The sequence below is a fragment of the Methanocella arvoryzae MRE50 genome (assembly GCF_000063445.1).
In the GTDB taxonomy this organism is placed as follows: Archaea; Halobacteriota; Methanocellia; order Methanocellales; family Methanocellaceae; genus Methanocella_A; species Methanocella_A arvoryzae.
In genome coordinates this window covers 82,114-107,483 of the sequence record NC_009464.1, presented here as the reverse complement: position 1 = coordinate 107,483, position 25,370 = coordinate 82,114, and the positions used below count along the sequence as shown (strand labels likewise).

The following is a 25,370-nucleotide window of genomic DNA, read 5'->3' as shown; positions in this document are numbered from 1 at the left end:
CCATGTAAATAGCCAGCAGTATAGAATGAAATCAGGATATAAGTAGCTATTGTGACTGCGGCCTGAAGGTAACGAGGTACGATACGCCGCCTTATCGGTTTCACGCTTTCAGCATCCGGGCATTGATGGCAACGATCACCGTGCTCAGGCTCATGAGAATGGCGCCTGCCGCGGGGGAGAGAAAGATTCCGTAAGCGTATAAAACGCCCGCTGCTAGCGGGATAGCAAAAGCGTTGTACCCGGTGGCCCAGAGAAGGTTCTCCACCATCTTGCGGTAAGTCTTTTTGGAGAGGCTGACAATTTTCACCACGTCTCGCGGGTCGTTTTTCACCAGTATGACGTCGGCGCTCTCTATGGCCACGTCGGTCCCCGCGCCGATGGCGATGCCGACGTTTGCCCGAGTCAGCGCAGGCGCGTCGTTTACCCCGTCGCCCACCATGCCGGTGACGTATTTTCGCTGGACTTCCTTTACTTTCTCTACCTTCTGGTCGGGCAGCACCTCGGCGAAATAGTCGTCCAGGCCCAGATCTTCCGCTACCCACCGGGCTACGTAGCGGTTATCGCCGGTCAGCATCATGCACTTGATGCCCATCTCTTTTAGCCTGGCGATGGCATCTTTAGATTCGGGGCGGATAATGTCGGCCAGCGCAATGGCCCCGGCCAGCGTGTCGCCCTCAAGCAGGAAGACGACTGTTTTTCCCTGCTGCTTTACTTTTTCCACCCGATCATTATCGATCGCAAGGCCCTTTTCCTCGAGATAGCCCGGGCTGACCACCCGGTATATTTTGCCGTCGATGATGCCTTCCACACCTTTGCCGGGAATAGATTTGAAGCCGGAGACGGTTTTCAGGCCGATGCCCTTATCCCGGGCGCTTCCGGTAATACCAGCCGCGATCGGATGCTCGGATCTGGATTCCAGAGATGCCGTGTATGTTAGCAAATCCTCCTCACGATAGCTGCCCTCCAGCGGTAAGACCTCGGTTACTCCAAATTTACCCAGGGTCAGCGTACCGGTCTTGTCGAAGATGATCGCCTGTAAGCCCCGGGCCTTCTCGAAGGCAGTCCGGTTGCGGATGAGCAGGCCCGATTTCGCTGCCAGTGCGGTTGACACAGCAATAACCAGTGGCACCGCCAGCCCCAGAGCATGAGGGCAGGTGATCACCATCACAGTGGCAGTTCGTTCTACCGCGAAGTTTAATGTCTGCCCTGCGAGAACCCAGATAATAAAGGTAATGGCGCCGACGCTCAGCGCGATGATCGTCAGGATAAATGCGGCCCGGTTTGCCAGGTCCTGCGCCCGGGATTTGCTTTCCTGGGCCTGCTTAACCAGCTCGACGACCTGGTTAAGGTATGTATCCTTGCCAGTCTTTTTTACCTCTGCCTTGATGGAGCCTTCGCCGTTGACAGATCCACCGATGACCTTATCGCCCACAGTTTTAGACACGGGCTTTGACTCGCCGGTAAGCATGGCTTCGTTAACGCTGGTATCGCCTTCGATCACTTCTCCGTCCACGGGTATTTTTTCGCCGGGCTTGACCAGTACCCGGTCACCCACCTGCAGGTCTTCCACGCTGACGTCATGGACCATGCCATCCATCACCATGTGGGCTTCCGAAGGCATGATCTTGACCAGTTCCTCGAGTGCCCTGGATGCCCCCATGACTGACCTCATCTCTATCCAGTGGCCCAGCAGCATGATGTCGATCAACGTTGCGAGTTCCCAGAAGAAGGTCATGCCCGGCAGCCCGAACACGACAGCGCAACTGTACACATAAGCTACCGTGATTGCCACAGCGATGAGCGTCATCATGCCCGGCGTGCGTTTCCCGAGTTCCTCGAAGATGCCCTTGAGGAACGGGTAGCCGCCATAGAAGTACACGATCGAAGATAAAATGAATTGAAGATATATTGACCCGGGGAAATCGAAGCGGTAGCCCAGGATGCCCTGGATTGTGGGCGATAAGACGACGATCGGGATTGTGAGGATAGTTGAGACGATGAACCGCTTCTTGAAGTCCTCGAGCATCATCTTGTGGTGATCGGCATGACCTTTGTGGGCCTCATAGCCTTTGTGCTTCAGCCGGGTATCCTCTTCAGCTTCGGGTCCCCCGTGATCTGGCGGTTTATGATGCTCGTGGTCCATATGAACTCCTTGATTACATAGTTACATTGTGAATCAAAATAAAACAGGGCAACATTTGGCGATTTTTTCCTCCTGCGGAGGAGAAAAGCCGATCAAGAGGGAGTATAAGTAATAATGCTTAGTTTTCTGGAGATTTTACCTGGTAGGTAGACGAGTGCGCCAAATAGCTGCCCATGTACGCCTCTGTATGTACTTATCCGTCCCCGTAAGCCGATTTTGCGCATAGTCTTATATATCCGCGCCGCTTATTGCAGATAGATGAGACTCGGATTGCTGGGCCCGGAAGGGACGTTCTCGGAGATGGCGGCGAAGAAGTGGCGGAAGGATGCTGAACTCGTCTTTTTCGACGACATGGAGCTTGCGGCGATGGCCGTCGACGAGGGCAGGGTCGACGAGAGCATCGTGGCGATAGAGAACTCGGTAGAAGGCCCGGTCGGCGTTATCCATGACAGGCTGCTTGACGTCAAATCACCGATCGTAGGGGAGGTTGTCATTCCGATCCGGCAGTGCCTGATGGCGAGGCCGGATGCGTCCGAGATTAAAGTCATCTTATCTCATCCTCAGGGGCTCGGCCAGTGCAGGAAATATATCCGGGAGCATTATCCAAATGCTGAGATAAGGTCTACGGGCAGCACTGCTCATGCAGCCAGGCTGGCTCAGGAGTTCCCTGAGATGGCTGCCATCGGCTGCTCGGCTTCGGCGGAGAAGTACCATCTTAAAGTCCTCGCCGAGGGAATTCAGGATCGGACGGCAAACTATACCAGGTTCCTCGTCATCGGCAAGAACCTCCCAGCCCCGACGGGACAGGACAAGACCTCGCTGGCAGTCTACCTCGACCGGGACAGGCCCGGGGCGTTATACGAATTCCTCGGAGAGTTCGCGACGAGAGGCATCAACATGACAAGGATCGAGTCCCGGCCATCCAAGCTGACGCTTGGCGACTACCGGTTCTTCATAGACGTGGAAGGCCACTGCCAGGATAAAGTGCTGGGCGAAGCGCTCCATGCCCTGAAGGACAGGACCAGCAAGCTTAAAGTACTAGGATCGTATCCTGTAGCAGACAAGGTATGATCAGCGAAATCCTCATCGTCCTCATTTTCCTGCTCACCTTTTTCCTGATCATGGTCCGCCCCTGGAGATTCAATGAGACAACCGGGGCACTACTCGGCGCTTTGCTGATGCTGGTCTTCCTGCAGCCTCACCACATTCTTGAAGCGCTGGGCTTCGCGACGCCTTTTGCTACGCCGCAGGTCACGACCTGGAACGTGGTCATCATCCTGATCGAGCTGATGGTGATCAGCACCTTTCTGGACGACTACGGGTTTTTCGAGTGGTGCGCGGTTAAAGCTATGCAGATGGCGAAGGGCGATGCCTGGAAGCTGTTCACCTATACGTACGTGGTCACCTGCCTTATCACTGCATTCACTTCCAACGATATCGCCATCCTCACGCTCACCCCAATCATCCTAAAGTTCTGCCGCAGGGCCAACCTAAACTCAAAGCCATTCATGTACGCGTTCTTCTTCGCGGCAAACATAGCCTCTATGTTCCTCCTGATAGGCAACCTGACCAACATCATGATAGCCGACGCATTCCACCTGGGATACGTCGACTTTGCGGCTTACATGTTCCTGCCGACAATGGCGGCTCTTGTTGTCAACTACGTGATCTTCCGGTACATGTTCAGGAACTCGATCACAGCCCGTTACCAGCCGCTGGAGCACGTGAACTCTAAAGATTTGATCAAAAGCATGCCCATGGTAGCAGTAGGCCTCGTAGTGCTTGCCTTCGTCCTCATAGGGTGCGGGTTCGCCAGCGCCATTGCCATCCCACTGTCAGCTATCACAACCATCGGTATGATCGCCATATACCTGGCCGAGCGTAAGCCGATGCTCAGGACTAAGAGGATTTCCTGGCGGGTGGTCGTCTTCGTGATCTCGCTCTTCATCGTAGTCAAGGGACTGGAAGTGAGCGGAGTCAACGCTCTGGCGGGCAGTGCAATATTATCTATCGTAGGACAGAATCCGATTGTAGCCACGTTCTTTATGTCTATGATGTCGGCATTCCTTTGCAACGTGGTAAACAACATCCCGATGACCGCCATGATGGTACCGGTGTCGCTCGGCATTGCCCATACGCAGGATATGGCTCTCGCGATGGCCTATTCACTCGTGATCGGGAGCAACCTCGGAGCCAATATCACCATTACCGGCGCGCTGGCAGGCATTCTCTGGATCGAATGTGCCAGAGTGGAAAAGTGGACGACCGGAATTACCGAGTTCATCAAAACAGGGCTTACAGTGACGCCTCTGGTCATCTTAGCATCTGCGGCAGTCCTCGCTCTGGAGATCACGTTATTCTGACGGGTTATCCAAACGGACTATACTGCAGGAATCCTGCCTAACGCCTTCTGGACAGTATCAAGGATTTCTTTGAGGCTGGCCGGCTTTTTCAGGAAGGCGAAGGCTCCGGCCTTCATCGCATCATCTCTGACGGATACGTCGGCGCTTAAAAAGATCACTTTTGCTTCGGGGTCGATCTTCTTGATCTCTGACGTAGCTTCGAGGCCGTTCATGATGGGCAGGCGATAGTCCATCAGGACTGCATGCGGCCTGGGAGTACACGAGAGATACAGTTTGACCGCTTCCAGGCCATCATAGGCTATGAAGCAAATCTCAATCTTCCTCCGGGAAAACGCCTTCTCGTAAACTTTTACCAGCTCTTTTTCATCTTCCACGATAGCTATACCTACTCTGCATGCTGGACTACATTCGATCATTGGCATTCCTCATGGGTGAATGCGGGACAGCTAACTATAGTACTGCAAGAAACTTTTTGTACAGTCTGGCTGCTACAGGACTGTACAATAGGTTCAGATTGGTAAATAGATAAATTATTTCACCATAGATATGTTTTGACGCATATAAAATTATAATCTGGTTTCATTTATCCGCACTCACCGGCAAAGTTACGATGAATCTGCTCCCTTTAGTGTGATCACCCGGAACGCGGTCTTCCATAGTCACAGATCCCCCGAACCTTTCGGCCAGGGTGCGGACTATGAATAATCCTAAACCTCTGCCTTTCGCTTTTGTTGTCCCTCGCTGAAATCTGGCGAAGAGCCGGGGCTTCACTGCATCGGGTATTCCTGGGCCGTCGTCTTCGATGGCGATCTCCCAGAAAGGCTTGCTGAGCTTCTCTGTAGATCGGACGTATATGTCGATTGTAACATCTCCGGTAGAATGTTTAACCGCATTACTTATGAGGTTGCAGAAAACTGCTTTCAGCAGCGAACTGCCTTTGACCAGCAAGCCTTTCCGGGGCTGGTAATTAATTGTGACCTTTCGGCCTTTGGGACGGGGAGCTTCAGTGATGCATTGTACGACATAGTCGTTGATGTCGACATTCTCCAGGGTAATTTTTTCTTCAGTCGCCCGCTGGATAGTCCTGACGCTGTCGATGACCGAGGCGCTGCCTTTGACGGCTACCAGAGCATCCTCGATGGTCGCTCGTTGCTCATCAGTCAGGCTCTCGTCCATTTCCAGCAGTTCCAGGTTAGCCAGAGCAGCCTGATTCAGGTTATTGATATCATGGCCCATGATGTCCACGTACAGTTCAGCCCGGTTCTTCTCTTCCTCCGCCCGCTCTCGCTCGCTCTCGGCATGCGCCCGGGCTTCTTCGGCCTGGTTCATGGCGGCTATTACCCTTTCGCGGTCGCTTTTGATTGTGCTGGCCATAGTGATAAACGACCTCGCCAGGCTGCCGATCCCGTCTTTCCGGCCGACGGGCAAAAACGCTTTCAATCGTTCAGGATCGCCATCAGGAATATATGAAGTTGCGCTGTTGATCTTAAGAATGGGATCAGTAATGTATTTCCCGACAATCATAGCGATAAGCAGCGATAAGATCAATAAGCCCGCGATGAACGTAATGAATAACCACATGGAGTCATTAATCGGCTTATAGGCCACGTCTACAGGCGTAGCCACGACGACGCCCCAGCCGTATTGTGTCACTGGCGTATACGCTACCAGCCGCTGATCATTCTCGAAGGGAAAATACTGCTCTACAATCCCCTCTTCTCCCCGAATAACACTAGCTACGGCAGGTATAGAGCTAAAATCGGCCATTTTATCCATGTATGAACTATTACTGTGGACCATAACCCGGCCGCTTTTATTTACAAGGTAAACGAAATGGTTTTCCTTCACCTGCGTTTCGGCCAGAAGGTCCCTAAAGTTGGCCAGATTGACGCTTCCGATCAGCGTCCCTATGGCCGTAGTATTATCCATGATCGGAATGCCGAAGTACACAGTCGGTTGACCGGTATACGGGCTTATCTGTACGCTGCTGATTACAGGTTCCGATGTGTTGAGTACCTCGCCGACGTAAGGCCGGTCGATATATGACTCACCTATCCGCTGGGTGTACGGATAGCTGGATATGACGGTACCCGACTGATCTGTGAAAAAGACCGAGGTCAATTGCTCACTCTGGTTAACGGCATACTGAGCGTTAAAATCAAGGAAAGCAATATCCTTCTCCTGAATAGCTTTGATCACCAGCGGCCGATCTGCCAGGCTGGTAAGGTAGGTCCGGGCGAGATCCATATAATTGACAGTAAGTGCCGAAGTTGACTTTGCTACTGCCAGATTGTTGTCCCATATCTCGTGCTTGATAACTTCCCGGTTGTAGAGAACGCTTGCGCCGCCTATGACCGCTGCGGACGCAATTACTAGAATAGCTATCAGGATAATTGCATGGAACTTGATGGATGACAGAGGTAACATAACTACCCGGATAATGTTTAGAGCTGATTTTATTTAAAACTCTACCATTAATCTGCCAATTAAAAAAGATAAATTATCGGGGCTGCGCAGCCTGTATGCCCTTGAATGAGATCGCTCGCAGAGAACTCCCTTATACTCGCCTGCCTTAGAGTTTCCCTCTGGCTGTAGCGATCTGCTTACCAGCCATAGCCCTGAGGGCTTCCGCCCGACGGCCGATCTCTTCAGCATCCCGAAGTTTCTCTATCAGCCGATCAGTCGCCTCGCGCCAGGGATGCTCTTCAAAGATTTCGTGTTGCCCGAAATATGCTCTCGTGTCCTCGAAATGAACTTCCCTGGCTGCCAGCAGCTCGTAATCGGCGGTCAGCGGCCGATCATCGTCCGGCATTTTCAGGATAGCGCAGGTAGGAATGGCGTTGACGTGCTTCTTCAGGTCCCTGACAGGCAGGAGAGACGACTCGGGAAAGACCCAGCAGCCTATAGGCTTCACCTGGTGGATGCCACACAGCCCGTCCTTCAGAAACGGGCAGCCGTCAGGCGCCAGAATGACAGCATACCTGAATCCCCCGGGCGTCGTCACGACGTCGCAGTACCGGCGGAAAAATTCCCCCGGCTGCAGCCCCAGGCCCATGCTGATGTTCTGGATGTCGAGCAAAGATACAGCATAATACGGGTCTCTGCGGCAGCAAAGTCCACAGCACTCACACTTGAAACGGGGTCCACACTCAGCGGCAGGCATGACGCATCATAATCGGACTGCATGCCAGATAAAGGCTTTGCGAGCGGCCGGACACACAGTAAGCGACTGCAGGCAAGCCACTATCACTACATTATTGTGCCATATATTTTATATAAATATGTAAATTATGTGTTAGAGGGAGTGTGCCATGTCAATATCCGATGATGAAATGATAGCGATGATCGAAAGAGTGGGGCCAGCGGTTGTCAACATTAACACCGTTCGCCTGGTTCACGATTACTACATGAACGTCGTGCCGCTCAGAGGCATGGGCTCCGGCGTGATTTTCGACGGCCGGAACGGCTACATACTGACAAACAACCACATCATAGAAGGAGCGGAAAGTATCGAAGTCACGCTCTTCGACGGCAGAAAATTCAAAGGTAAGCTGATCGGTACCGACCCTACCAGCGATATTGCCGTGGTCGGCATAAAGTCGGACAATCTCCCCGAGGCAAAGCTTGGCACGTCAGAGACCGTCAAGGTCGGCCAGACCGCGATCGCTTTCGGCAATCCGTTCGGGTTTCTGTTGAGAGGGCCGACAGTGACAGTTGGCGTAATCAGCGCCCTGCACCGGACCATACAGGCGGAGCAAGGCGTGTTCGAAGACCTGATGCAGACGGACGCCCACATCAACCCGGGCAACAGCGGTGGCCCGCTGGTCAATCGCAAGGGAGAGATCATCGGCATCAACTCTGCGAATATCCCGTTCGCCCAGGGCATCGGCTTCTCTATACCAGTCGACGTGGCCCGGCGCATCGCCGAAGAGCTGATAGAGCATGGAAGGATTATCCGGCCCTGGCTGGGCATTCTCGGCGTGGGCGTCACTCCGCAGATCTCCCAGTACTACGATCTGCCCTCGGACAAAGGCATCCTGGTCACCCGGGTTTTCAACAACAGCCCGGCAGAAGAGGCGGGGATTTCCGCCGGAGACCTGATCCTGGCCACTGACAAGAAGAGCATCACTGACATGGACGAGCTGACTAAAGAAGTGCGGTCAAAAAGAGTGGGCGACCGGGTGACCATGGTCATCCAGAGAGGCCCAATCAGGCAGGAAGTGGATCTCCGGCTATCTGAGATCCCTTCCCAGTAATCTTTTTTATCTGTACTCTTCGTACTTCAGCGGGTTCCAGACGAGCTTGCGGTTATCGATCTTGCCATCGGGCATGCTGTCGTAAACTGCCTTTGCGACCTCCAGCTCTTTTTCGGCCTCGGCCTTGCTCTGGAACATCTTGTTGTCCGCATTGGGGTCTGCAGACCTGACTTTCTCGTCCAGGGCTTTGATCAGGCTTAGCTGGCGTTCCCGGGTGTACTCGGCAGTCTCGGCCCTCCACTGATGAGCCATGTCACGGCGCACGTCCATGTGGTACTCGACGTCGGTGGCGATGTCCCGGAGAATCCGGTCAGCGTTCTCTCTGACATCCATCAGCGCCCGTTCGACGTCCTCGAGAGTGAGATCTTCCCACGACAGGGGCTTCTCCCTGAGCTGTCCCCCGAGACGCTTGGCCACGAGGTAGAACGGGAACATCTTCTTGATAATGGCGCCTACTGGGTAGATAGAGCCGCCGTTTTCGTCCAGGCCTTTAGGCTGGATGCCCTGCATGCCGATCCTCGAGACTTCCGGCCGGGACACCTCTTTGGGTGGCAGGTAGCCGTATCTCATGAGCTCGCGGATGCCGGTGCCACTGATGTTGATGCGGTACTGCTTGCCGTGCGGGCAGGTGTTTTCCGTAGCGGTGGTGCCGCACCGGCAACAGTAGAAGACCTCGCTGAACGCCATAAGCTCGATGCCCAGCTCTTTCGAGCCTCCGTCGTACAGGCGGTCGAAGATCGACTGGCATTCATAGTCTCCGTAGTAGCTGCCGACGCCAGCATGATCTCTGCCGATGGCAAAGTGTGTGGCACCGAAGTTGCGGGAAACGATGGCATGGAGGATCGCTTCCCGGGGGCCGGCGAAGATGTAGGTGACCCGGAGCGGGCTCATCAGCACCCGGTCTTTCGGGTAATATTTGTTGATAAGCGTCTCATATGCCTGGATGCGGTGCTCGGACCTGATGTATTCAGGCTTTGCCAGCTGGACCAGCGGCTGAATGAGCAGCATGTCGTTGTTTTCCAGCGCGACCCGGTGGATGTGCTCATGGCCCCGGTGGACAGGGTTTGCCCCGGTGATGAAGCCGACGACGGTCCGGGCTCCCTTCTTCTTGTAGAAGTAGTCGAAGCTCTCAGCCGGAGTCATCCGGTATTTTTCGAAGGCGCCCCAGTAAGCCCGGTTTAGCAGTTCTACCTTACCGGCAAGCGACCTCTCGCCCATCCGTTCGTAGATGCTGCGAACGCCAGGGTGGCGCTTATCAGTAGTGCCAAACACGCACTGCGCACGCTCTTCCCGGTCATACTCGAAGACCTCTTCCGCATGTATACGGGCCACGGGCTGCTTTTCCCGATTAATCAGAGTTACGACATCGCCCTTTTTCAGGCCTTTCAGAACTTCCTGGTTCTTTTCGCCCGCCATGGCAAAAGATAGCGGCGTAGGCCACGGCGTACCGTCAGCAAGCCTTCCGGTGTGGAGGACAGATGAGTAGTCTTCCCGGGTCATGAATCCATTACACGGGCTTAGCGCACCGGTAGCGATCATCTCTACTGTGATCCAGGCCTCCTCGTCGATCATGATGGTGTTCTGATTCCTTGACAGGTTTTCTTTTGCCTCTTCAAGGGCAACTTCGCGCACAGGGCCATCCAGGACCGTGTTGACAAGTTTCACCTGTTGTATGCTCATTGTTGGCCTCCACATTATTATTAGATTCTCAGAATCGACTATAATATATAATCATTATAGACTGATTCCTTTGATAAATTAAACTGCTTATAGATAAAGATATTGCTAGTCAATTGACGTAAATCAAAGAATATAACCGTGGTAAAGGATATATTACAAGGCTTGTATATAATTAATTTCGGATAGCATTGAGGCCGTCAAGCAAATTCGTGATGAAATTACAAATAATCTGTAATTATTAAATATGATATACATGATCTGCTTTTTCCGCGGAATACGCGACATAGTATCGCATTTAGTCAGGCAAATCTAACTCCCATATTACCTCTTAGTTAGATAAAGATAAAATAACCCTAGATAGCCTATATTAACCAGTCACTATAAGATCGTGCCAGAGCACGAAGGAATGTGGTAAGCATGAAGCTCAGAATCATGATCATCGCAGCGCTCATGACACTCTTGTTTATTGCGCCTGCCTATGCCGCTGAAAAGATTTATTATGCCGAGCCAGCCAGACTGGTGGACGATACGGGCATCGAAATCCAGATCAAGGACATCAAAGTCTCCGACACGCCTACCGGGTACTCAACCTTCAACTACCCGCCAACACAGTACCAGTTCTACACAGTATCCTACTGGATTGCGAATCCCACCGACGAGCAGATCAGATACCAGTTCAGGATCAATTTTGCAGACGATAAGGGAAGAATATACACTTCCGAAGAGTACAACCTTGCCGGGAACGTAGGCCCGAACAAAAAGCTCCTTGACATGATGCAGTACCCGCCTACACAGAAGGAATTCGCAGTCTACCGCAATGCTACCGGAGTCCACCTCAGATGGGAGCATATCGACAGATACCTCAATGTTATAGTAGTAACCAACATCACGCTGACAGAAGAATCACCGACAGCGACGGCCATGCCTTCGCCGACGGCGACGCCTGCCCCGACAGCGACGCCTGTCGCTACCCCCGTGCCCACTGAGGCACCGGGCTCCCAGCCCTGTCTGTCCTTCCTGCCAATGGCACTGATAGCCGGCGGCTTTGGCGCAGCAGGCCTGATCTATAGCAGGAGCGGCCGGCGCTAACATGGACGTCACCATCATCTGCATCGGAGACGAACTTCTGACCGGCGACGTGGAGGACCTGAACTCCACATGGCTCGCCCGCCAGCTCTCGGAAACTGGAGCCCTGCTGAAACGGATAGTCACCATACCTGACGACATAGACGTCATCGTCTCCGAAATCCGGCAGGCAAAGACAGACAAAATAATAGTGACTGGAGGACTCGGCCCCACCCATGATGACGTCACCCGCTACGCAGTAGCAAAAGCAGCCGGAGTACGCCTGTACCGCGACCCATATGCAGTCAGGGTCGTGGAGAAAGGGAGGGGCAGACTAATCGACGCTGCTTACGTAATGGCCGACATACCGGAAAATGCGGTAGTGATCGACAATCCGGCAGGCGCCGCGCCAGGGTTCATCATAGATAGCCGCATCTACGTCTTACCGGGAGTGCCGTCTGAGATGAAGGCCATGTTTAGCCTGGTCAGAGACCACTTCAAAGGACCCCGGCTCATCGTAGACTGGGTCATCACGAAACGGCCTGAGTCAGACATTGTCCCTACGCTCAACGAGGCCGTAAAAATGTTCCCCCAGATCGCCTTCGGGTCTTACCCGTCAGGGATCGTGAAGATCAAGCTGAAGTCTTACGATGCGGAAGCGGTAAAACAGGCCAAAGAGTGGCTCGCTGCCCACCTCTGACGCCCTCTTTTTTAAACCCCGGCGGCATAAAGATTCATTACATCTTTTAAGCCGGCAGCGAATCTGTTAAGCGTGAAGGACATCGGGCCGGACCTCAGGAAAAGTGCAACTGCAGCCATCAGAGACTGCCTTAACGTGTCTTCCGACGAGAGAGTACTGGTGGTGACCGATACAGTAAGAAAGGACATCGGCGTGCCGATCTACCAGGCAGCTCTCGAGAGAGGCTGCGACGCGCTGCTCATGGAAATGAAGCCCCGGGTCCGCAGCGGGGAAGAACCGCCTCGCGCTGTCGAGCATGCCCTGATACATACGGATGTGTTCATACTGGTCACGACAGTCTCGCTGTCGCATACCCAGGCCCGGAAAGAAGCCTGCAAGGCAGGAGCCAGAGGAGCGTCGATACCGATCCAGAGCAATGACCAGGATCTGGTATTGAGAACCTTTGCCAGAGGAGGCATGACCGCAGATTACCCCGCCATGAGCAAGAGCATAGGCCGGATGATGGACCGGCTGAAGCACATCCATGAGGCCCGGGTGACTACAGCCAAAGGAACCGACATCACATTCACTTTCGAGCACAGGAGATGGCATGCAGATACAGGTATTGTATCTAAGCCCGGAGAGTTCACCAACCTGCCCGGAGGAGAGGTCTTCGTCGCCCCGTTCAGCGCGGAAGGCACTGCAGTCATCGATGGCACTTTCGGCGATTTCGGAATACTTGATGAGCCGCTGAAGCTGACAGTCAAAGACGGCTATGTGACTTCCGCAGAAGGAGGCCATGCCAGAGAGCTCAACAAAGTCTTCGATCACCTCGGCAGAAACTCCAGAAACATCGCCGAGCTAGGCATAGGCATGAACCCAAAAGCAAGGTTGTGCGGCATTCTGCTTGAGGATGAAAAAGTCGGCAATACAGTACACGTCGCACTGGGCGACAATACTGGCTTCGGCGGGGAAGTGAGCGTGCCATTCCACTTCGACGGCATCATCAAAGAGCCAAAGCTCTTTCTGGACGGCGAGGAGATCGATCTTAAAGATTATGTCTTTGGAGCAATGAAGACCACGGCATAGCCTTGCTTGTTGTATTATTCCGGGAAAAATTGTACTTCAAAGGCCGATACATAAACCAAATAAATGTATAATTTGTCAGTACACGCAAGTTATACGCTTATATATAGTTATAATTACTAATTACTATTTGCAGTAGTAAGGCAAGAGATACCTTAATAAAGCAGAAAGAACCAGCTATAATTAGAAATAACGCTTCTCCAGCCTTTTACGGCATTCATCGACCCAATATACATCATAAAAACGCGTGTGGGAACTGCGTAGCAGATAATATGGAGGAAATGAGATGGAAATATTGAAGACCCTGTCATACGTGGGGACGATGGACGTACTGTTTACCATCTGCAAGGGGAAAACCAAATTCACCGATATTATGTTTGAGACAGAGCTGAATCCGGGCATCCTGAACCGCCTGCTCAAGACGCTGCTGACGGCAGGCATCCTCAACAAGGACCGGGACGGATATCACCTGTCTGAGAGAGGCGCCAAGATCGTCCTCTATACGCTAAAAATACTTGACACTGAGACCGAAATGCCTAACCAGGACTACAGAGCCCTGATCCAGATCCTGAGCGATCGAGTCGAGCAACAGGCTGGTACGGCATAAATAAGTTACAGTAAAATTTTTGGGAATTACTGCAATTCCCCTATCCCATTTTTAAAGCACGTTGATTTCAAACAGACTGTCTATTAATTCGTTTCACTATACAATAAGGAACTAATACTTCCTATTGGAGAAAGAGTAAGATCTTATACCATAAGTTCGCCCGCCAGGACGCCTGCAATTGCAGGCGTCCGACGCGGGCGATGCGATTACGATCGCTGCGCTGTGCCTGGACGCAGATTGTACAGATTTTACAGATTGCACAGATGCTCGTCGAATAGACTGGTAAAAACAGCCCTTACCGATTTATCTATTGTGGCTCTTCTCCAGTTGCCAGATGATGTGTTGCTAATGATAGTAGGGGAGGGTATTTCCCGTTTCTAGTCTGTCCGGTTCAGTTCCTCCCTCCCGGACCTCTATACCTCCCCGACCTCCCTTTTTTAAGTCCTCCCTGACCTCCATTTACCTCCCTGACCTGCCTCCGTGCCTCCGGTGCCTCCATCACCTCTGAATCTTTGCCGGTTCATGCGATCCCCGACAATCCCGAGTAAAAGGAGGCAAGGGAGGAAAGGAGGTGGTGGGGGAGGTCGCCGAGGTCCTTGAGGAACTTTAAAGAAAGGGAGGTCAAGAGGTACAGAGGTCCGGGAGGACGAGATAACTCCGGTAGAGGCGGAAAATGAGGCGATTATAATTGAAGTATTGGTCAGATTACCCCATCATGATGGCCACTTTTACCGGGAATCATAATCCGATATATGGAGAAGAACATCTATTGTCTTCATCTGTGCAATCTGTACAATCTGTTAAATCTGTGACCCTGGCACAGCGCAGCGATCGTCTTGCTGTCTCACCGAATCCGGGCAAAATGACTTTGTCAGACTCTCAAGCCTGATCAACTACAAAATCCTGTGTATCCACGCTTCTGGAGTACAGGACAATAACGTTACCGCAGATCGGGCAGATGATTGACGAGCGGATGACGTTGCCTTCGGTATCGGTCTCCACGTCGGTCAGCACGGCTTCCGAAAAGTAGAGCACGTTAAGGCACCGGTCGCACTGTTTTTCAATGGTGAACTGCGGATCGTTTAATGTCACGTTCTTGATATTGACCATCTGATCACCGTCCGTCAGAAAGTTACCAATATGAGACATTCGCCATTGTAGACTTAAAGGAATTGTTAGTAAACCGTAATTATGAGAATGATATATCTGGAATGCTGGGATATAGTTGCGTAGGAACAATAATATCTACAGCTACAGAGACTATATCGAGACCTTATGCCGGGCATAGTGACTATTACCACTGATTTCGGGGATATCTACCCGGGCGTCATGAAAGGCGTTATCGCATGCATATCCGCCCACGTCAGGACAATCGACATAACGAACGCCATTCCCGCCGGAGATATCAGGCAGGGTGCTTTTATCCTGCAGTACGCCAGCCTCAGCTTTCCTAGAGGTACTGTCCACCTTGCAGTCGTTGACCCCGGGGTAGGGAGCAGCCGGAGGGCGCTCGTCATCCTCGGAGAGGAATACTGTTTCGTGGGCCCGGATAACGGGCTGCTGTTGCCGGCTGCCAGGGCCCAGGGGCAGTTCAGGGCTTACGAGATCACTGATCTGGAATTCTACCGAAAAGCGGTAAGCCCCGTTTTTCACGGGAGAGACGTGTTTGCGCCTGCGGCAGCCATGATAGCAGCGGGAGAGAGTGTACCAGGGCTCAGAGAAATTTTCGACCCGGTCGATCTGGACTTCGGAACCTCGGCCCTCACGGAGGATGGCATTAGAGGACAGGTCATCTACGTGGACCCGTTCGGCAACGTGATCACTAACATTGGAGGAGATGTTATCGGCGGCCTGCTGTTCCTCGGCGACACGGTAGAGATTAACGGCGCTTCGGCAACCTACGTAACCACATATCACGACGGAGGGGCCGGGGACCTGCTTCTGCTGAAGGGCAGCCACGGCATGGCGGAGATAGCGATCAACGGTGACAGAGCATCAGAGTACACCGGTCTCGGGGCGGGAGACGATATTCTGATCAGCGTCAAAGACCGGCACCCGGCCGGCCGGTAAAGAGATATATCATCCGCGCATTGTAGATCAAAGGTTAATTGGTATGAAGCGGCCGTACGTGGAAGTCATATCGGAGATGACGGTTGATGGCAAGCTCACGCTAAAGCGGGGCCTGTCCAGTAAGATCATCATGGGGCTGATGGACGAGCACAGCCACTATTTCTTACACAAGAAGAGATCTGAGTTCGACGCTATCATGGTAGGCAGCAACACGATCAAGATCGACAATTCGATCCTGACCAACCGGCTTGCCACTGGCGCCAGCCCGATCCGCGTCATACCTTGTTCCGACGGCTCTATACCGCTCACCGCAAACGTGCTCAATAAGGATGCTCCCACGCTGATCTGCGTCTCGGAAAAAGCCGATGCGTGCCGGGTGGAGGCGATCAGAAACACAGGCGCAGAAGTCGTGATCTGCGGCAGGGACAGGATCGACATCGACCTGCTCATGGATACGCTCTACAACAGGGGAATCCGGCGCTTGATGGTAGAAGGCGGGCCGACGCTGATATGGCAGCTTATCAGCCGCAAGATGATCGACCACATCACGCTGATCCAGATCCCGTACATCATCGGCGGGGACAGCACCCCCTCGCTGGTAGGCGGCCCTGGCGTGGACAGCATCGACAAGGTCGTGCAGGTAAACCTGACAGACTTTTACAAAGTAGGCAATCACCTGATCACAGAGTACGATCTCTACTATAACGGAAAAAATGAATAGATCAGGGCTTTGACAGGTATTTCTGCACTTCGTCGGTCAGCTTTGACATGCTGAAGGGCTTTTCGAGGACGCCCGCGAACAGGGCCGGGTCAATCTCAGACGGGGAAAGGATACGCCCTGAGATTAAGATAATCGGCGTATTTTTCGCCTGCTCTGAACTTTTGACTTTCTTCGCAAAATCCATGCCATCCATATCCGGAAGCGTCAGATCAAGAAGTATGAGATCAGGCGAGTATTCGCTGTATAGCTTTATACCACCAGAGCCGGTGGTGGAATAGCGGACGTCATGGCCTTTATGGGTAAGCGCCATCTGGATCAGCTCGCAAATTCCTACTTCATCGTCTACAACAAGCACTTTTGCCATTTCGACACCTGTCAGCGCAGCCCCGAACCGGGCTTGCCAGATACATTCAAGTGATATATTATTTCATTATAGATAAAACTTCACCCAAGCAAAATATATATGCTGGATAGGCACAGTTTTTAGAAAATAAAACGAACATATATTTCTTTTACTGGTGGCAACGATGGATATTGAAGGCTACGCGAAGAGAGGACTGGTAAAGCGAGACCCTGATCTGCTTGAAAAGCTGACTGATCGCATTCTCGAGATCAAGAACATTTCGAGGGAAAGCGCAGAAAGGCTCGCCGGCGCGGTGATCACCGAGGCTAAGGCGACCCTGGACGTCAAGGACGACATCATAGCGATGCAGCCTTGCGGCGTAACCATGGGAGAGTTCGGGGTCGGTTCCCGCGGCCGCGGAGACTTCTACGCCCACAAGAAAATCGCCGAAGTGATAGGCAAAACCAGCGCTGTATGCGACTCAGGCCAGATGGACGACTCCGGCGTAGTCAAGGCAGGCGGAAAGTTCGTCGTAGTCACCGTAGACGGTATGCATTCCAGGCTTTCGGACTTCCCGTTCCTGGCAGGCTTCCACGTGACCAGGGCATCGCTAAGGGACCTGTACGTGATGGGCGCAAAGCCTGTAGCACTCTTATCCGATATCCACATAGCCGATGACGGGGACGTGTCCAAGATCTTCGACTATACCGCAGGGATCACGACCGTTTCTGATCTAATCGGCGTGCCGCTCATAACCGGGAGCACGCTGCGCATCGGCGGAGACATGGTCATCGGCGAACGCATGACCGGCTGTGTCGGCGCAGTAGGCGTAGCTGAAGACCTGACCGCCCGCATCCAGTCCAGGCCGGGCGACGTAATCATGGTCAGCGAAGGCGCCGGCGGAGGCACAGTCTCCACGACTGCGCTATACTTCGGCATGCATGACGTAGTCGAGAAGACTATGAACGTCAAGTTCCTGGAAGCCTGCAAAGCCCTGTTCGATCACAACCTGATCGGCAAGATCCACGCCATGACCGACGTGACCAACGGCGGCATCAGAGGCGACGCGTACGAAATCGCCGGCACTGCAAACGTCAAGCTGGTATTCCACGAAGAGAAGCTCAGAAAGCTCGTAGAGCCGACCGTGCTCAGAATGCTGGAGACGCTCAAGATCGACTACCTTGGCGTATCGCTGGACGCGCTGCTGATCATCGCTCCGAGAGAGCATGCAGAGGAGATCATGAGCGCTGTGCGCAGCAGAGGAGTCGCAATAGACATCGTCGGCGAAGTACAGGAAGGTAGCGGCGCATACATCGTCATCAACGGCGAAGAGAAAGACTTTACCCCGAGGTTCAGGGAGTCTGCTTACACTCCTGTAAAGAAGGTAGTCGGCGAGGAAACGCCCATGACCTTCGAAGAAATGCAGAAAAAGGTCGACCAGGCGGCCATCAATGCGATTCGTAAGAAAGAGCGCATGCTGGAGCGCATTAGAAAGCGCCCTGACGAAAGTGCGGTAGATGGAAGCATCCAGGCTGCCGTGCCGACTGACAAGATCAAGTCCGAGTAATAAAACTGGAGGACCTGCAGGTCAGGCCCTCTGCATTTTTAGCTTATTTTTTCCTCGTCAGCAGGACAACTGCAATGATAATGATCGTCAAGGCTATCGCAAGCCCGCCTATCCAGAGTACCTGCCTGCCGCTATCTCCGGACGAGGTGGGTGCCGGAGTCTCAGTCGCAGTCGGAATCATAGTTGGAGAGGGCGATACAGCCGACGTCGGAGTCGTAGTCGGAGTCGGTGCAGGAGTAGCGATCGTGTAGCCTGCAATCGTGACGTTCACCGGCTGACCGGAGCCATCCAGAGTATAGTTGATGCCGGAGGCCTGATCTGCGAAGCTGGCTTCAAGGTAGTAAGTGCCGTAAGGGACTCCCGCCAGCGCGAAAGCGCCCGGAATGCCAGTCTCGTTACTTGCCGAATAAGTCGGGTTCCCTGCCACAGGGTATACTTGCATCGTGCCGTTCACCGGCTGGTATAGCGTGACTTTGGCGACAGGCACAGGCTCGCCGGCTGAATCCAGCACGAAGCCGGTAATGTCCCCCAGGCTGACGATAGTGTAGTTTTTAGATGCTCTGACGCCCGTGCGCTTGTCCAGCAGGATGGCGGTCACCTTTGCCGTGCCGGGCTTTACCTCGCCGGGGGACAGGTTGTATACAGCAGTGCCATTCTGGTCGGTCGCAACCATGGCCGAACCCGGAATATCGAGCACGGAGGTGTTGTTAGACTCAAGGTAAATGCCAATGCTACCACGAGGATAATCGCCGCCGTCCAGCAGGACCTGTAAGACTATACTGTAGTTCTGGCCAGCCTGCATAACAGTACCTGTGTCTGCGAAGCGGACGCCATCAGGGAAAGGGCTCTGGGCCCATGCCGGGGCCATTGTACAGTAAAACAGTGCGATCAGCATAATCAGCGCTAAGGTAACAGGGCGTACAGGTAGCATGGCTTACACTCCAATAGAGTATTATTTATCGGCAAATATGAGATAAAGATTTTGTCACGAGGAAAACTGGCAACTCCAGTCGCATGAATACCAAAACTATTTCTGGCTGATACGATCCAGCCGATTATTTGGCCATCGCAAGGAGCACAAAGGATAAGAATATAATAGGTATATATTTCTCTTGGGGATGGAAAATGGTAAGTTTTCTAAGCTATATATTAGGTAACCCTAACACTGGCAATAATAGTCTTCCCACAGCACAGATGGAACTGCTGCTGTGTCTTTCTCGCCAGCGCGTGGACCTTTCGATGGAACAGGCATGGACGCCGATAGCGGGGCCGCTGGAGCACAACATCGCGCGGTTCGTCAGCGATGGACTGCTGGAAGAGGCGTCTCTGGAAGAAAAGCTGGACGCCAGATATAAGGCGACCGAGATACGGCAGATGCTGGAAGACAGAGGCATCAAGCCAAAAGGGAAAAAACTGGAGATGATCGCCACACTCATCGGCTCTATGACCCTTCCGCAGGCGGAACTGCTCGTGTCGGACGTCCGCATGTACCGGCTTACAGAGCAGGGGAACCTCAAGATCGAAGAATACCGGGCGACTAATGAAAAAGCCAGGGCAGAGATGGAAGCTGAGGCTATTGCGTTGCTGCTGAAAGGAGACGTGAAAAAAGCCTGGGCCCGGATTGCCCGATATTATGAGAGTCAGCTTACCTGCGATGCAAAGTGGGCTAAGCCAGTGCCCGAGATCATAGCCTGCGAGGCTGCGCACTTGCTGAAGATGCCTTACGACGACCTGCCCCTGACAGCAGTACAGAAGAAAGAGCTTGGAGCTCATCTTGCGCTATCAGTATTACTGGGCGAATCGTTTGAGGATGCCGGGAGGCGCATGATGAACTACGCAGGCGGATTGTTCGACCTGACTCAGGCGCTCGCATTCCACAGGCCGAACCCGTGCGGCACTGCCGGCCAGCCGGATGATGCCGAAGCTCTGGCTGTGCTCTACGCTACTACAAGGATCCACGAGGCCCTCACAGCATGCGAACTGGCCAGCCTCAAGGCTGCAAGGCTCGGCAAAGGCATCAAAGTCCTGCCAGTCCAGGGAAACGACTGTCACGTATGCCACAACGGTAAATTTACGTACGCATGGTCGGAACTGGAACAACTGCCCAGGCTGCCCCGCCAGATCGGCTGCAACTGCACATACGCGGCCTGGCTTTAAAAGTGAAAAGTCAGGAGAGCGGGGTGCCGCTCTCCGCTGCCATTTTTAAAAGTTCTGTCAGCCCGCACTCCACCCGGGCTGCCCGGGTTATACGAGCTTTCCTCTGTCCAATGCGGCGCCAAAAAATCTGATGGCCAGTAAAGTTCGCGCCCAAAACGGCCATCCAAATTTAGAATATGCGCGCCGAATACCTGCACAGTGGTGATTATTGTGTCTAAGAAGCTATTGGTGCTGGGTATATTACTCATAATGGGCGGGGCCTTCCTCTCCGGATGCATATGCTGCTGTAGCACTCCGGATGAGGGGGTATTTGCGCCTCCGGCTATACCGAAGTTCAGAGGTACTGTTACCCCGGTCATAACAGAAAAGCCGGTTGTAGTTCCCAACGTAACTGTGGTTCCAAGCCCCACAATTGTCGTGACAGTCCAGCCGAACTCAAGATAAGAAGGCCAGATAATCAGCCTATTTTTATTTCCGACTCCAGTCTGGCAACCTCTGCCTCGTGGTATTTGACCCGCTGCTCGAGGTCTTTGTCCCCGGGATTGTCCGTCAGCTGTTTCTTATAATAATTCAGCTTCGCTTTCTCCAGGGCCAGCTCATTCTTTAAACTAGAATCCTGCTGATAAATAAAGTCCAGCGCCTGGATTTCCGGAGGATAAATGTTTCCCATGATGATCTTCCTGCAAATTACCCTGTATTATTGTAGCTTCTGATAAAAGAATGTGACGCAGGCCAGGGCTAACATCATACAGTTGACCTGTCGCGGAAAGTATAAAGCGATATAATTATGCATATAGAGCAGTTAAGACCATCGGACGACCGGTAGTATGCTCGAAGAATTCGTCATATCAGTGTTTGCTGCTGTAGGCACGATTGCTTTTGCCACATCGGGCTCGTTCAAGGGCATACGCCACAATCTGGACATCCTCGGCATTTTTGTGCTGGGGTTTGTGACCGCGCTGGGCGGTGGATTGATAAGAGACGCGCTTTTGGGCCATACGCCCGTGGCCTTTATTGACGTCATGCCTTCAATCTACGCTGCTATCGGATGTATCATTGCCATGCTCTCGGGCAGGATTTCTCTGAAAATTCTGGCAATGCTGACCCAGCCGGAAAGCAAAGCCTTCCTCGTCGTTGATGCTATCGGCCTCGCCGCGTTTACCGTCCTTGGGGCCAGAATGGGAGCGGATGCAGGGCTCAACCTCTTCGGGATCGTCCTTCTTGGATCGATCACAGGCGTCGGGGGAGGCGCCATCAGAGACCTTCTGGTGGTAGAAGTACCACTGATCCTGAAAGCGGATTTTTACGCGACAGCCACGATCATCGGCGCAGTGATCTTTGCAGTGCTTTACTGGTTAGACTGGAGCCTGCCAGTAATAATGCTGATCACCTTCACACTAACCCTGGTGCTCAGGCTCCTCGCAATCTGGAGACACTGGCAGCTGCCGAAAACAAAATGGGATTGATGACCCTCCGGGTCTGTACTAGTTTTTGGTACCTGCGATCTCGTTCAGGGTTCGCCCGGTCAGGGCAGAATCAGGCTCTTCTACCACTATATCGTATCCCGGCCTGTCGAACTCGTCCTTCATCTTGAAAAGCAGCCAGCCTTTCCCCTGTAGTCCAGTACGGATGAGCGCATAATTCCCCTTGAGCTTTTTACCGTCCAGCCTGACCTCGATTTTGCCTTCCGTGACAGCCTGCTCCATCGCCGCATGTCCGCGGCCTGCAGGCTTAGTCTCCCGCAGGTTGCTGTAGGTGCCGGTATCCCATACCATTACGGTCCCTGCGCCGTAGTTGCCTTCCGGGATAGTGCCCTCGAAGCCGGCATAGTCGAGGGGGTGATCTTCAGTAGGCATGGCCAGCCTCTTGACCTTGGAGTCTACAGAGGGACCTTTCGGAACAGCCCAGGACTTAAGGACTCCGCCTACCTCCAGCCGGAAATCATAGTGGAGGTGGGACGCGTCATGTTTCTGGACGACGAAGATCGGTTTATCAGAAGGAGCTTCTTCCCTGCCATAAGGCTCGGGGGTGCGGGTGAACTGGCGCTTTTCCCTGTAAGGCTCAAGGTTTCTGTCTGACGGCATGATCTATCTGACCGAATAATGATCTAAGGCAGATCAGCTTAATATTGTTTCCTGGAAGGATGACGAGAGGGCAGGAGATAACAGGAATCTATGCCCCGGTTATCCCTGCCATGGCACACGGCCATCATCATCAGTAAGTTATCTTGTCCGCCAGGAATGCCTCGAACCGCTGCAGGTCCTCGACAGAACTGAAGCCCGCGTTGGCAAATTCGGGCTTGCCGCCCCCTTTGCCGTTGAAAGCCGCCAGGTGCTCTTTCATAAGCTTGCCGCAGTCTACGTCAAATTTTTTGCTCCGGGCGAACAGCAGCCGCTTTTCGGGCACTGACGCCAGGATCATGATGAAGTCGCCTGCCTGCAGCAGGTATTTCGAGAGAGACATCAGGTCGTTGAAGCTTTTGTCCTCGTAGGCCACCCGGATGACCGGGGTGGACGCGGACCGGGCAAGGTTGCCGGCTTCGATCTTCAGCAGCTTATCCTTCAGCTCGGTCAGCTCTTTCCAGTGGGCCCTCGCTTCGGCTTCGTGAGCCTCAATCCTGGAGAGAAGCTTGCCCTGGTCAGCCTTGAAGAGCTGGGAGAGCTTCGTGATGATCTCCTGCTTGGCCTGGTAGTCCCGTAGTGCTCTGCCGCCGCACTTGAAGAACAGGCGCATCGAGTCTTTCATCTTCTGGGTGCCAGTGATTTTTATTATACCTATTTCCCCGGTGCGTGCGACGTGTGTGCCGCAGCACGGAGAGAAATCGTGGGAGCTGATCTCGACGATCCGTATGGTGCCAGCCGTTGGCGGAATCTTGCGGTTAGGGTACTTCTTCGCCTCTTCCGGGGTCACGATGTGAGTCTTGATTTCCAGGTCCCGGGTCACCACTTCGTTCGCGGCGTCTTCGATCTCTTTCAGAGCTTCTGGAGTCACGTCAGGTGTCAGTACGTCTACGGAAAGCCCTTCCTCGCTCATATGCAGGCTTCCGGTTTCCCAGCCATGGTTGTTGTACATCACAGCCGAGAGCAGGTGCTGCCCTGAGTGCTGCTGCATCAGATCGAACCTGCGCGCCCAGTCCAGTTTGCAGGCGACAGTCTTTTCGGCAGGAGCGAAAGCCAGTACATGATACACTTCACCGCCCTCCTCATACACGTGCTCTACAGGTATTCCTGCGATAGTACCTCTGTCCGCCGGCTGGCCGCCGCCTTCTGGATAAAAGTTAGTCTCGGCCAGTACTACATGGTACTTGCCATCTTTATTGAGAACGTTGACGACCTCGGTCTGCCACTCCGTTGTGCGGGGCGACTCGTAGTAAAGCAAGCGTGCCATAAGATTACCGTGAGGTAATTCAGGGGCAAGATATATGGATTTTTTCTCTCACCTTTCTCATGAAAACTGGTTTTTCTATTTAAGCCGATGAAAAACTCCTGGAGGTCGGGGAGTTCCCGGGAGGAGGGGGAGGGTTTTCAGGCTGGGAGGTTTGAGAGGGCGGAGAGGTCTGAGAGGAGGTTGGAGAGTGTGGAAAGGTTTGGGAGGATTTTTTAGGTTAATTCTCTCTGGCCTCCGGGTACCTCACATAACCTCCTCTCTGACCTCCATGAACTCCCTGAACTCCCAGCTTGAACGTTTCCTCTTTGAACTCCGTGAACCTCTCCGACCTCCCCTCCGACCTCTCAATACCTCCCGGACCCAGATTGTTCATGGAACGCCAATAATTCCCTGTCGATGTAATATTCCCTGCCGTTCCAGAGCAGCCGCACTTCTCCGTCTTTCACCGCTATGAAAACGCCGTCCAGAAAATTGATCCAGTCCGTATCCCCGAATTTCTGGCCAGTAAAATAGCTGATCAAGGGGGCCAGCACCGCATCGTGAGTGACGTACAGGTTCCGGGTATTTTCCACTGATAAGTCGGCGAGAAGGTCGTTCAGTATCCCGACGCTCCCCTCTCTCAAGGGGGTAAAGCCCCACAACCTGCCCTTAGCGATGAATTTCCGGATGACCATCGACATATCCGACGTCAGAAAATAGAAGAACACGACGAGGGGGTTGGCGATGAACGACCCCGGTTCGCCTATGCGAGGCCGGGAAGCGATGGGCAGGTGCTCGAGATTTGCCCCCTGCCGGATACCTTCGCAGGTCTGCATGCACCGGCGGACGGGGCTAGAATACAATCCCGTGAGGTGCTGGCCCCGCAGCCAGTTTCCGAGACTGACGGAGTCCTCGAGGCCTTTTTCAGTGATAGGGGTATCGTTGCTGAAGTTGAGCATGCTGAAGTTCGGACGCTCAGCGTGCCGGATAAGCAAGGCATAGGAAGTGCCTGGCGAGAGATACTTCAGGTTTTTCGACAGGGCATCACCTGCTCCAGAGTTCAGCTCATGCGCTCTCCCGGACTGGCCTTCGAATTCCGAGGTAGCCCTCTGCCTGACCTGGCGCCCCTGTTTTAACATGTGATGACCCGAACGTATTACAACGTGACAGTTTATCAATTTTGTCGGAGCCACAGGGCTACCGGCGTGCCTTCAACCGGCCGGCCTTTTTTCGTCCAGAACTTCGGTAAGGTTCATGACACGGCAAA

The 25,370-nt window shown here is 53.2% G+C and carries 25 protein-coding genes; 13 read left to right on the top strand and 12 right to left on the bottom strand.

What is annotated here, in order from left to right:
• Positions 1-100 precede the first annotated feature (100 nt).
• A complete protein-coding gene (locus RCI_RS00530; RefSeq protein WP_012034426.1) occupies positions 101-2,143 on the bottom strand; it encodes a heavy metal translocating P-type ATPase in 2,043 nt (680 codons plus the stop codon).
• Between the two features lie 258 nt (positions 2,144-2,401).
• Here RCI_RS00530 and pheA point away from each other — a divergent pair, with 258 nt between their 5' ends.
• Together pheA and RCI_RS00520 are read left to right on the top strand one after the other, a co-directional pair.
• Complete coding sequence (gene pheA / locus RCI_RS00525; RefSeq protein WP_012034425.1) at positions 2,402-3,214, top strand: prephenate dehydratase; 813 nt, start codon at positions 2,402-2,404, stop codon at positions 3,212-3,214.
• On the top strand, positions 3,211-4,506 hold the full coding sequence (locus tag RCI_RS00520; RefSeq protein ID WP_012034424.1) for an ArsB/NhaD family transporter: 1,296 nt from the start codon (positions 3,211-3,213) through the stop codon (positions 4,504-4,506). Before pheA ends, RCI_RS00520 begins: the two co-directional genes overlap by 4 nt.
• A gap of 17 nt (positions 4,507-4,523) precedes the next feature.
• Here the strand turns inward: RCI_RS00520 and RCI_RS00515 are convergent, their stop codons facing one another.
• The 3 genes from RCI_RS00515 to RCI_RS00505 form a co-directional block, all read right to left on the bottom strand.
• Entirely contained in the window at positions 4,524-4,922 is a 399-nt protein-coding gene (locus tag RCI_RS00515; RefSeq protein WP_148266455.1) for a response regulator, read from the bottom strand.
• A 163-nt stretch (positions 4,923-5,085) separates the two neighbouring features.
• On the bottom strand, positions 5,086-6,933 hold the full coding sequence (locus tag RCI_RS15585; RefSeq protein ID WP_012034422.1) for a sensor histidine kinase: 1,848 nt from the start codon (positions 6,931-6,933) through the stop codon (positions 5,086-5,088).
• Positions 6,934-7,078: 145 nt separating this feature from the next.
• Positions 7,079-7,669 carry a YkgJ family cysteine cluster protein gene (locus RCI_RS00505; protein ID WP_012034421.1) on the bottom strand — a complete coding sequence of 197 codons (591 nt, stop codon included), beginning with the start codon at positions 7,667-7,669 and terminating at the stop codon, positions 7,079-7,081.
• 148 nt (positions 7,670-7,817) lie between these two features.
• On the opposite strand from RCI_RS00505, the gene RCI_RS00500 reads away from it, so the two are divergent.
• Positions 7,818-8,762 carry a S1C family serine protease gene (locus RCI_RS00500; protein WP_012034420.1) on the top strand — a complete coding sequence of 315 codons (945 nt, stop codon included), beginning with the start codon at positions 7,818-7,820 and terminating at the stop codon, positions 8,760-8,762.
• Positions 8,763-8,768: 6 nt separating this feature from the next.
• Here the strand turns inward: RCI_RS00500 and RCI_RS00495 are convergent, their stop codons facing one another.
• Positions 8,769-10,442 carry a sulfate adenylyltransferase gene (locus RCI_RS00495; protein ID WP_148266454.1) on the bottom strand — a complete coding sequence of 558 codons (1,674 nt, stop codon included), beginning with the start codon at positions 10,440-10,442 and terminating at the stop codon, positions 8,769-8,771.
• Between the two features lie 417 nt (positions 10,443-10,859).
• Here RCI_RS00495 and RCI_RS00490 point away from each other — a divergent pair, with 417 nt between their 5' ends.
• From RCI_RS00490 to RCI_RS00475, 4 genes are all read left to right on the top strand, one after another.
• The gene (locus RCI_RS00490; protein ID WP_048197747.1) at positions 10,860-11,531 is read left to right on the top strand and encodes a hypothetical protein; all 672 of its coding nucleotides are present in this window, start codon (positions 10,860-10,862) and stop codon (positions 11,529-11,531) included.
• Between the two features lies 1 nt (position 11,532).
• The gene (locus tag RCI_RS00485) at positions 11,533-12,207 is read left to right on the top strand and encodes a competence/damage-inducible protein A (RefSeq protein WP_012034417.1); all 675 of its coding nucleotides are present in this window, start codon (positions 11,533-11,535) and stop codon (positions 12,205-12,207) included.
• A gap of 72 nt (positions 12,208-12,279) precedes the next feature.
• On the top strand, positions 12,280-13,275 hold the full coding sequence (locus RCI_RS00480; RefSeq protein WP_231844880.1) for an aminopeptidase: 996 nt from the start codon (positions 12,280-12,282) through the stop codon (positions 13,273-13,275).
• A 283-nt stretch (positions 13,276-13,558) separates the two neighbouring features.
• Positions 13,559-13,879, top strand: a complete 321-nt coding sequence (locus RCI_RS00475; protein ID WP_012034415.1) for a winged helix-turn-helix domain-containing protein — start codon at positions 13,559-13,561, stop codon at positions 13,877-13,879.
• A gap of 879 nt (positions 13,880-14,758) precedes the next feature.
• Here the strand turns inward: RCI_RS00475 and RCI_RS00470 are convergent.
• Positions 14,759-14,989 carry a hypothetical protein gene (locus tag RCI_RS00470; protein ID WP_048197746.1) on the bottom strand — a complete coding sequence of 77 codons (231 nt, stop codon included), beginning with the start codon at positions 14,987-14,989 and terminating at the stop codon, positions 14,759-14,761.
• Positions 14,990-15,154: 165 nt separating this feature from the next.
• Here RCI_RS00470 and RCI_RS00465 point away from each other — a divergent pair, with 165 nt between their 5' ends.
• Both RCI_RS00465 and RCI_RS00460 read left to right on the top strand, forming a co-directional pair.
• Positions 15,155-15,949 carry an SAM hydrolase/SAM-dependent halogenase family protein gene (locus RCI_RS00465; RefSeq protein ID WP_012034413.1) on the top strand — a complete coding sequence of 265 codons (795 nt, stop codon included), beginning with the start codon at positions 15,155-15,157 and terminating at the stop codon, positions 15,947-15,949.
• A gap of 43 nt (positions 15,950-15,992) precedes the next feature.
• Entirely contained in the window at positions 15,993-16,670 is a 678-nt protein-coding gene (locus tag RCI_RS00460; RefSeq protein WP_012034412.1) for a RibD family protein, read from the top strand.
• Position 16,671: 1 nt separating this feature from the next.
• On the opposite strand, the gene RCI_RS00455 is transcribed toward RCI_RS00460, so the two are convergent.
• Positions 16,672-17,034: a response regulator gene (locus tag RCI_RS00455; RefSeq protein WP_012034411.1), complete on the bottom strand. Its 363-nt coding sequence runs from the start codon at positions 17,032-17,034 to the stop codon at positions 16,672-16,674.
• A 163-nt stretch (positions 17,035-17,197) separates the two neighbouring features.
• Between RCI_RS00455 and RCI_RS00450 the strand changes: the two genes are divergently transcribed.
• Positions 17,198-18,580, top strand: coding sequence for an AIR synthase-related protein (locus RCI_RS00450; protein ID WP_048197744.1), 1,383 nt, complete (start codon positions 17,198-17,200; stop codon positions 18,578-18,580).
• A 43-nt stretch (positions 18,581-18,623) separates the two neighbouring features.
• On the opposite strand, the gene RCI_RS00445 is transcribed toward RCI_RS00450, so the two are convergent.
• Complete coding sequence (locus tag RCI_RS00445) at positions 18,624-19,511, bottom strand: carboxypeptidase-like regulatory domain-containing protein (protein ID WP_012034409.1); 888 nt, start codon at positions 19,509-19,511, stop codon at positions 18,624-18,626.
• A 263-nt stretch (positions 19,512-19,774) separates the two neighbouring features.
• On the opposite strand from RCI_RS00445, the gene RCI_RS00440 reads away from it, so the two are divergent.
• Both RCI_RS00440 and RCI_RS16505 read left to right on the top strand, forming a co-directional pair.
• Positions 19,775-20,737, top strand: a complete 963-nt coding sequence (locus RCI_RS00440; protein ID WP_052309868.1) for a hypothetical protein — start codon at positions 19,775-19,777, stop codon at positions 20,735-20,737.
• A 210-nt stretch (positions 20,738-20,947) separates the two neighbouring features.
• A complete protein-coding gene (locus RCI_RS16505; protein WP_148266452.1) occupies positions 20,948-21,181 on the top strand; it encodes a hypothetical protein in 234 nt (77 codons plus the stop codon).
• 13 nt (positions 21,182-21,194) lie between these two features.
• Here RCI_RS16505 and RCI_RS00430 read toward each other — a convergent pair whose 3' ends face one another.
• Complete coding sequence (locus tag RCI_RS00430; protein ID WP_048197737.1) at positions 21,195-21,407, bottom strand: hypothetical protein; 213 nt, start codon at positions 21,405-21,407, stop codon at positions 21,195-21,197.
• 157 nt (positions 21,408-21,564) lie between these two features.
• On the opposite strand from RCI_RS00430, the gene RCI_RS00425 reads away from it, so the two are divergent.
• Positions 21,565-22,203, top strand: a complete 639-nt coding sequence (locus RCI_RS00425) for a trimeric intracellular cation channel family protein (protein ID WP_012034406.1) — start codon at positions 21,565-21,567, stop codon at positions 22,201-22,203.
• A gap of 18 nt (positions 22,204-22,221) precedes the next feature.
• Here RCI_RS00425 and RCI_RS00420 read toward each other — a convergent pair whose 3' ends face one another.
• The 3 genes from RCI_RS00420 to RCI_RS00410 all read right to left on the bottom strand — a co-directional run bounded on the left by RCI_RS00420 (position 22,222) and on the right by RCI_RS00410 (position 25,242).
• Positions 22,222-22,821 (bottom strand): DNA polymerase ligase N-terminal domain-containing protein, encoded by a 600-nt coding sequence (locus RCI_RS00420; protein ID WP_012034405.1) that lies wholly within the window; start codon positions 22,819-22,821, stop codon positions 22,222-22,224.
• A gap of 130 nt (positions 22,822-22,951) precedes the next feature.
• Positions 22,952-24,124, bottom strand: coding sequence for an alanyl-tRNA editing protein (locus tag RCI_RS00415; RefSeq protein ID WP_012034404.1), 1,173 nt, complete (start codon positions 24,122-24,124; stop codon positions 22,952-22,954).
• 344 nt (positions 24,125-24,468) lie between these two features.
• On the bottom strand, positions 24,469-25,242 hold the full coding sequence (locus tag RCI_RS00410) for a histidine phosphatase family protein (RefSeq protein ID WP_048197735.1): 774 nt from the start codon (positions 25,240-25,242) through the stop codon (positions 24,469-24,471).
• Positions 25,243-25,370: the final 128 nt, after the last annotated feature.

Coding starts and splice junctions, on each gene's coding strand:
- RCI_RS00500 (WP_012034420.1), top strand. CDS start 7,818: ATGTCAATATCCGATGATGAAATGATAGCGATGATCGAAAGAGTGGGG.
- RCI_RS00460 (WP_012034412.1), top strand. CDS start 15,993: ATGAAGCGGCCGTACGTGGAAGTCATATCGGAGATGACGGTTGATGGC.
- RCI_RS00440 (WP_052309868.1), top strand. CDS start 19,775: ATGGAACTGCTGCTGTGTCTTTCTCGCCAGCGCGTGGACCTTTCGATG.
- RCI_RS00490 (WP_048197747.1), top strand. CDS start 10,860: ATGAAGCTCAGAATCATGATCATCGCAGCGCTCATGACACTCTTGTTT.
- RCI_RS00495 (WP_148266454.1), bottom strand. CDS start 10,442: ATGAGCATACAACAGGTGAAACTTGTCAACACGGTCCTGGATGGCCCT.
- RCI_RS00445 (WP_012034409.1), bottom strand. CDS start 19,511: ATGCTACCTGTACGCCCTGTTACCTTAGCGCTGATTATGCTGATCGCA.
- RCI_RS00515 (WP_148266455.1), bottom strand. CDS start 4,922: ATGATCGAATGTAGTCCAGCATGCAGAGTAGGTATAGCTATCGTGGAA.
- pheA (WP_012034425.1), top strand. CDS start 2,402: ATGAGACTCGGATTGCTGGGCCCGGAAGGGACGTTCTCGGAGATGGCG.
- RCI_RS00485 (WP_012034417.1), top strand. CDS start 11,533: ATGGACGTCACCATCATCTGCATCGGAGACGAACTTCTGACCGGCGAC.
- RCI_RS00455 (WP_012034411.1), bottom strand. CDS start 17,034: ATGGCAAAAGTGCTTGTTGTAGACGATGAAGTAGGAATTTGCGAGCTG.
- RCI_RS00425 (WP_012034406.1), top strand. CDS start 21,565: ATGCTCGAAGAATTCGTCATATCAGTGTTTGCTGCTGTAGGCACGATT.
- RCI_RS00470 (WP_048197746.1), bottom strand. CDS start 14,989: ATGGTCAATATCAAGAACGTGACATTAAACGATCCGCAGTTCACCATT.
- RCI_RS15585 (WP_012034422.1), bottom strand. CDS start 6,933: ATGTTACCTCTGTCATCCATCAAGTTCCATGCAATTATCCTGATAGCT.
- RCI_RS00450 (WP_048197744.1), top strand. CDS start 17,198: ATGGATATTGAAGGCTACGCGAAGAGAGGACTGGTAAAGCGAGACCCT.
- RCI_RS00520 (WP_012034424.1), top strand. CDS start 3,211: ATGATCAGCGAAATCCTCATCGTCCTCATTTTCCTGCTCACCTTTTTC.
- RCI_RS00505 (WP_012034421.1), bottom strand. CDS start 7,669: ATGCCTGCCGCTGAGTGTGGACCCCGTTTCAAGTGTGAGTGCTGTGGA.
- RCI_RS00410 (WP_048197735.1), bottom strand. CDS start 25,242: ATGTTAAAACAGGGGCGCCAGGTCAGGCAGAGGGCTACCTCGGAATTC.
- RCI_RS00430 (WP_048197737.1), bottom strand. CDS start 21,407: ATGGGAAACATTTATCCTCCGGAAATCCAGGCGCTGGACTTTATTTAT.
- RCI_RS00530 (WP_012034426.1), bottom strand. CDS start 2,143: ATGGACCACGAGCATCATAAACCGCCAGATCACGGGGGACCCGAAGCT.
- RCI_RS00420 (WP_012034405.1), bottom strand. CDS start 22,821: ATGCCGTCAGACAGAAACCTTGAGCCTTACAGGGAAAAGCGCCAGTTC.
- RCI_RS00415 (WP_012034404.1), bottom strand. CDS start 24,124: ATGGCACGCTTGCTTTACTACGAGTCGCCCCGCACAACGGAGTGGCAG.
- RCI_RS00475 (WP_012034415.1), top strand. CDS start 13,559: ATGGAAATATTGAAGACCCTGTCATACGTGGGGACGATGGACGTACTG.
- RCI_RS00465 (WP_012034413.1), top strand. CDS start 15,155: ATGCCGGGCATAGTGACTATTACCACTGATTTCGGGGATATCTACCCG.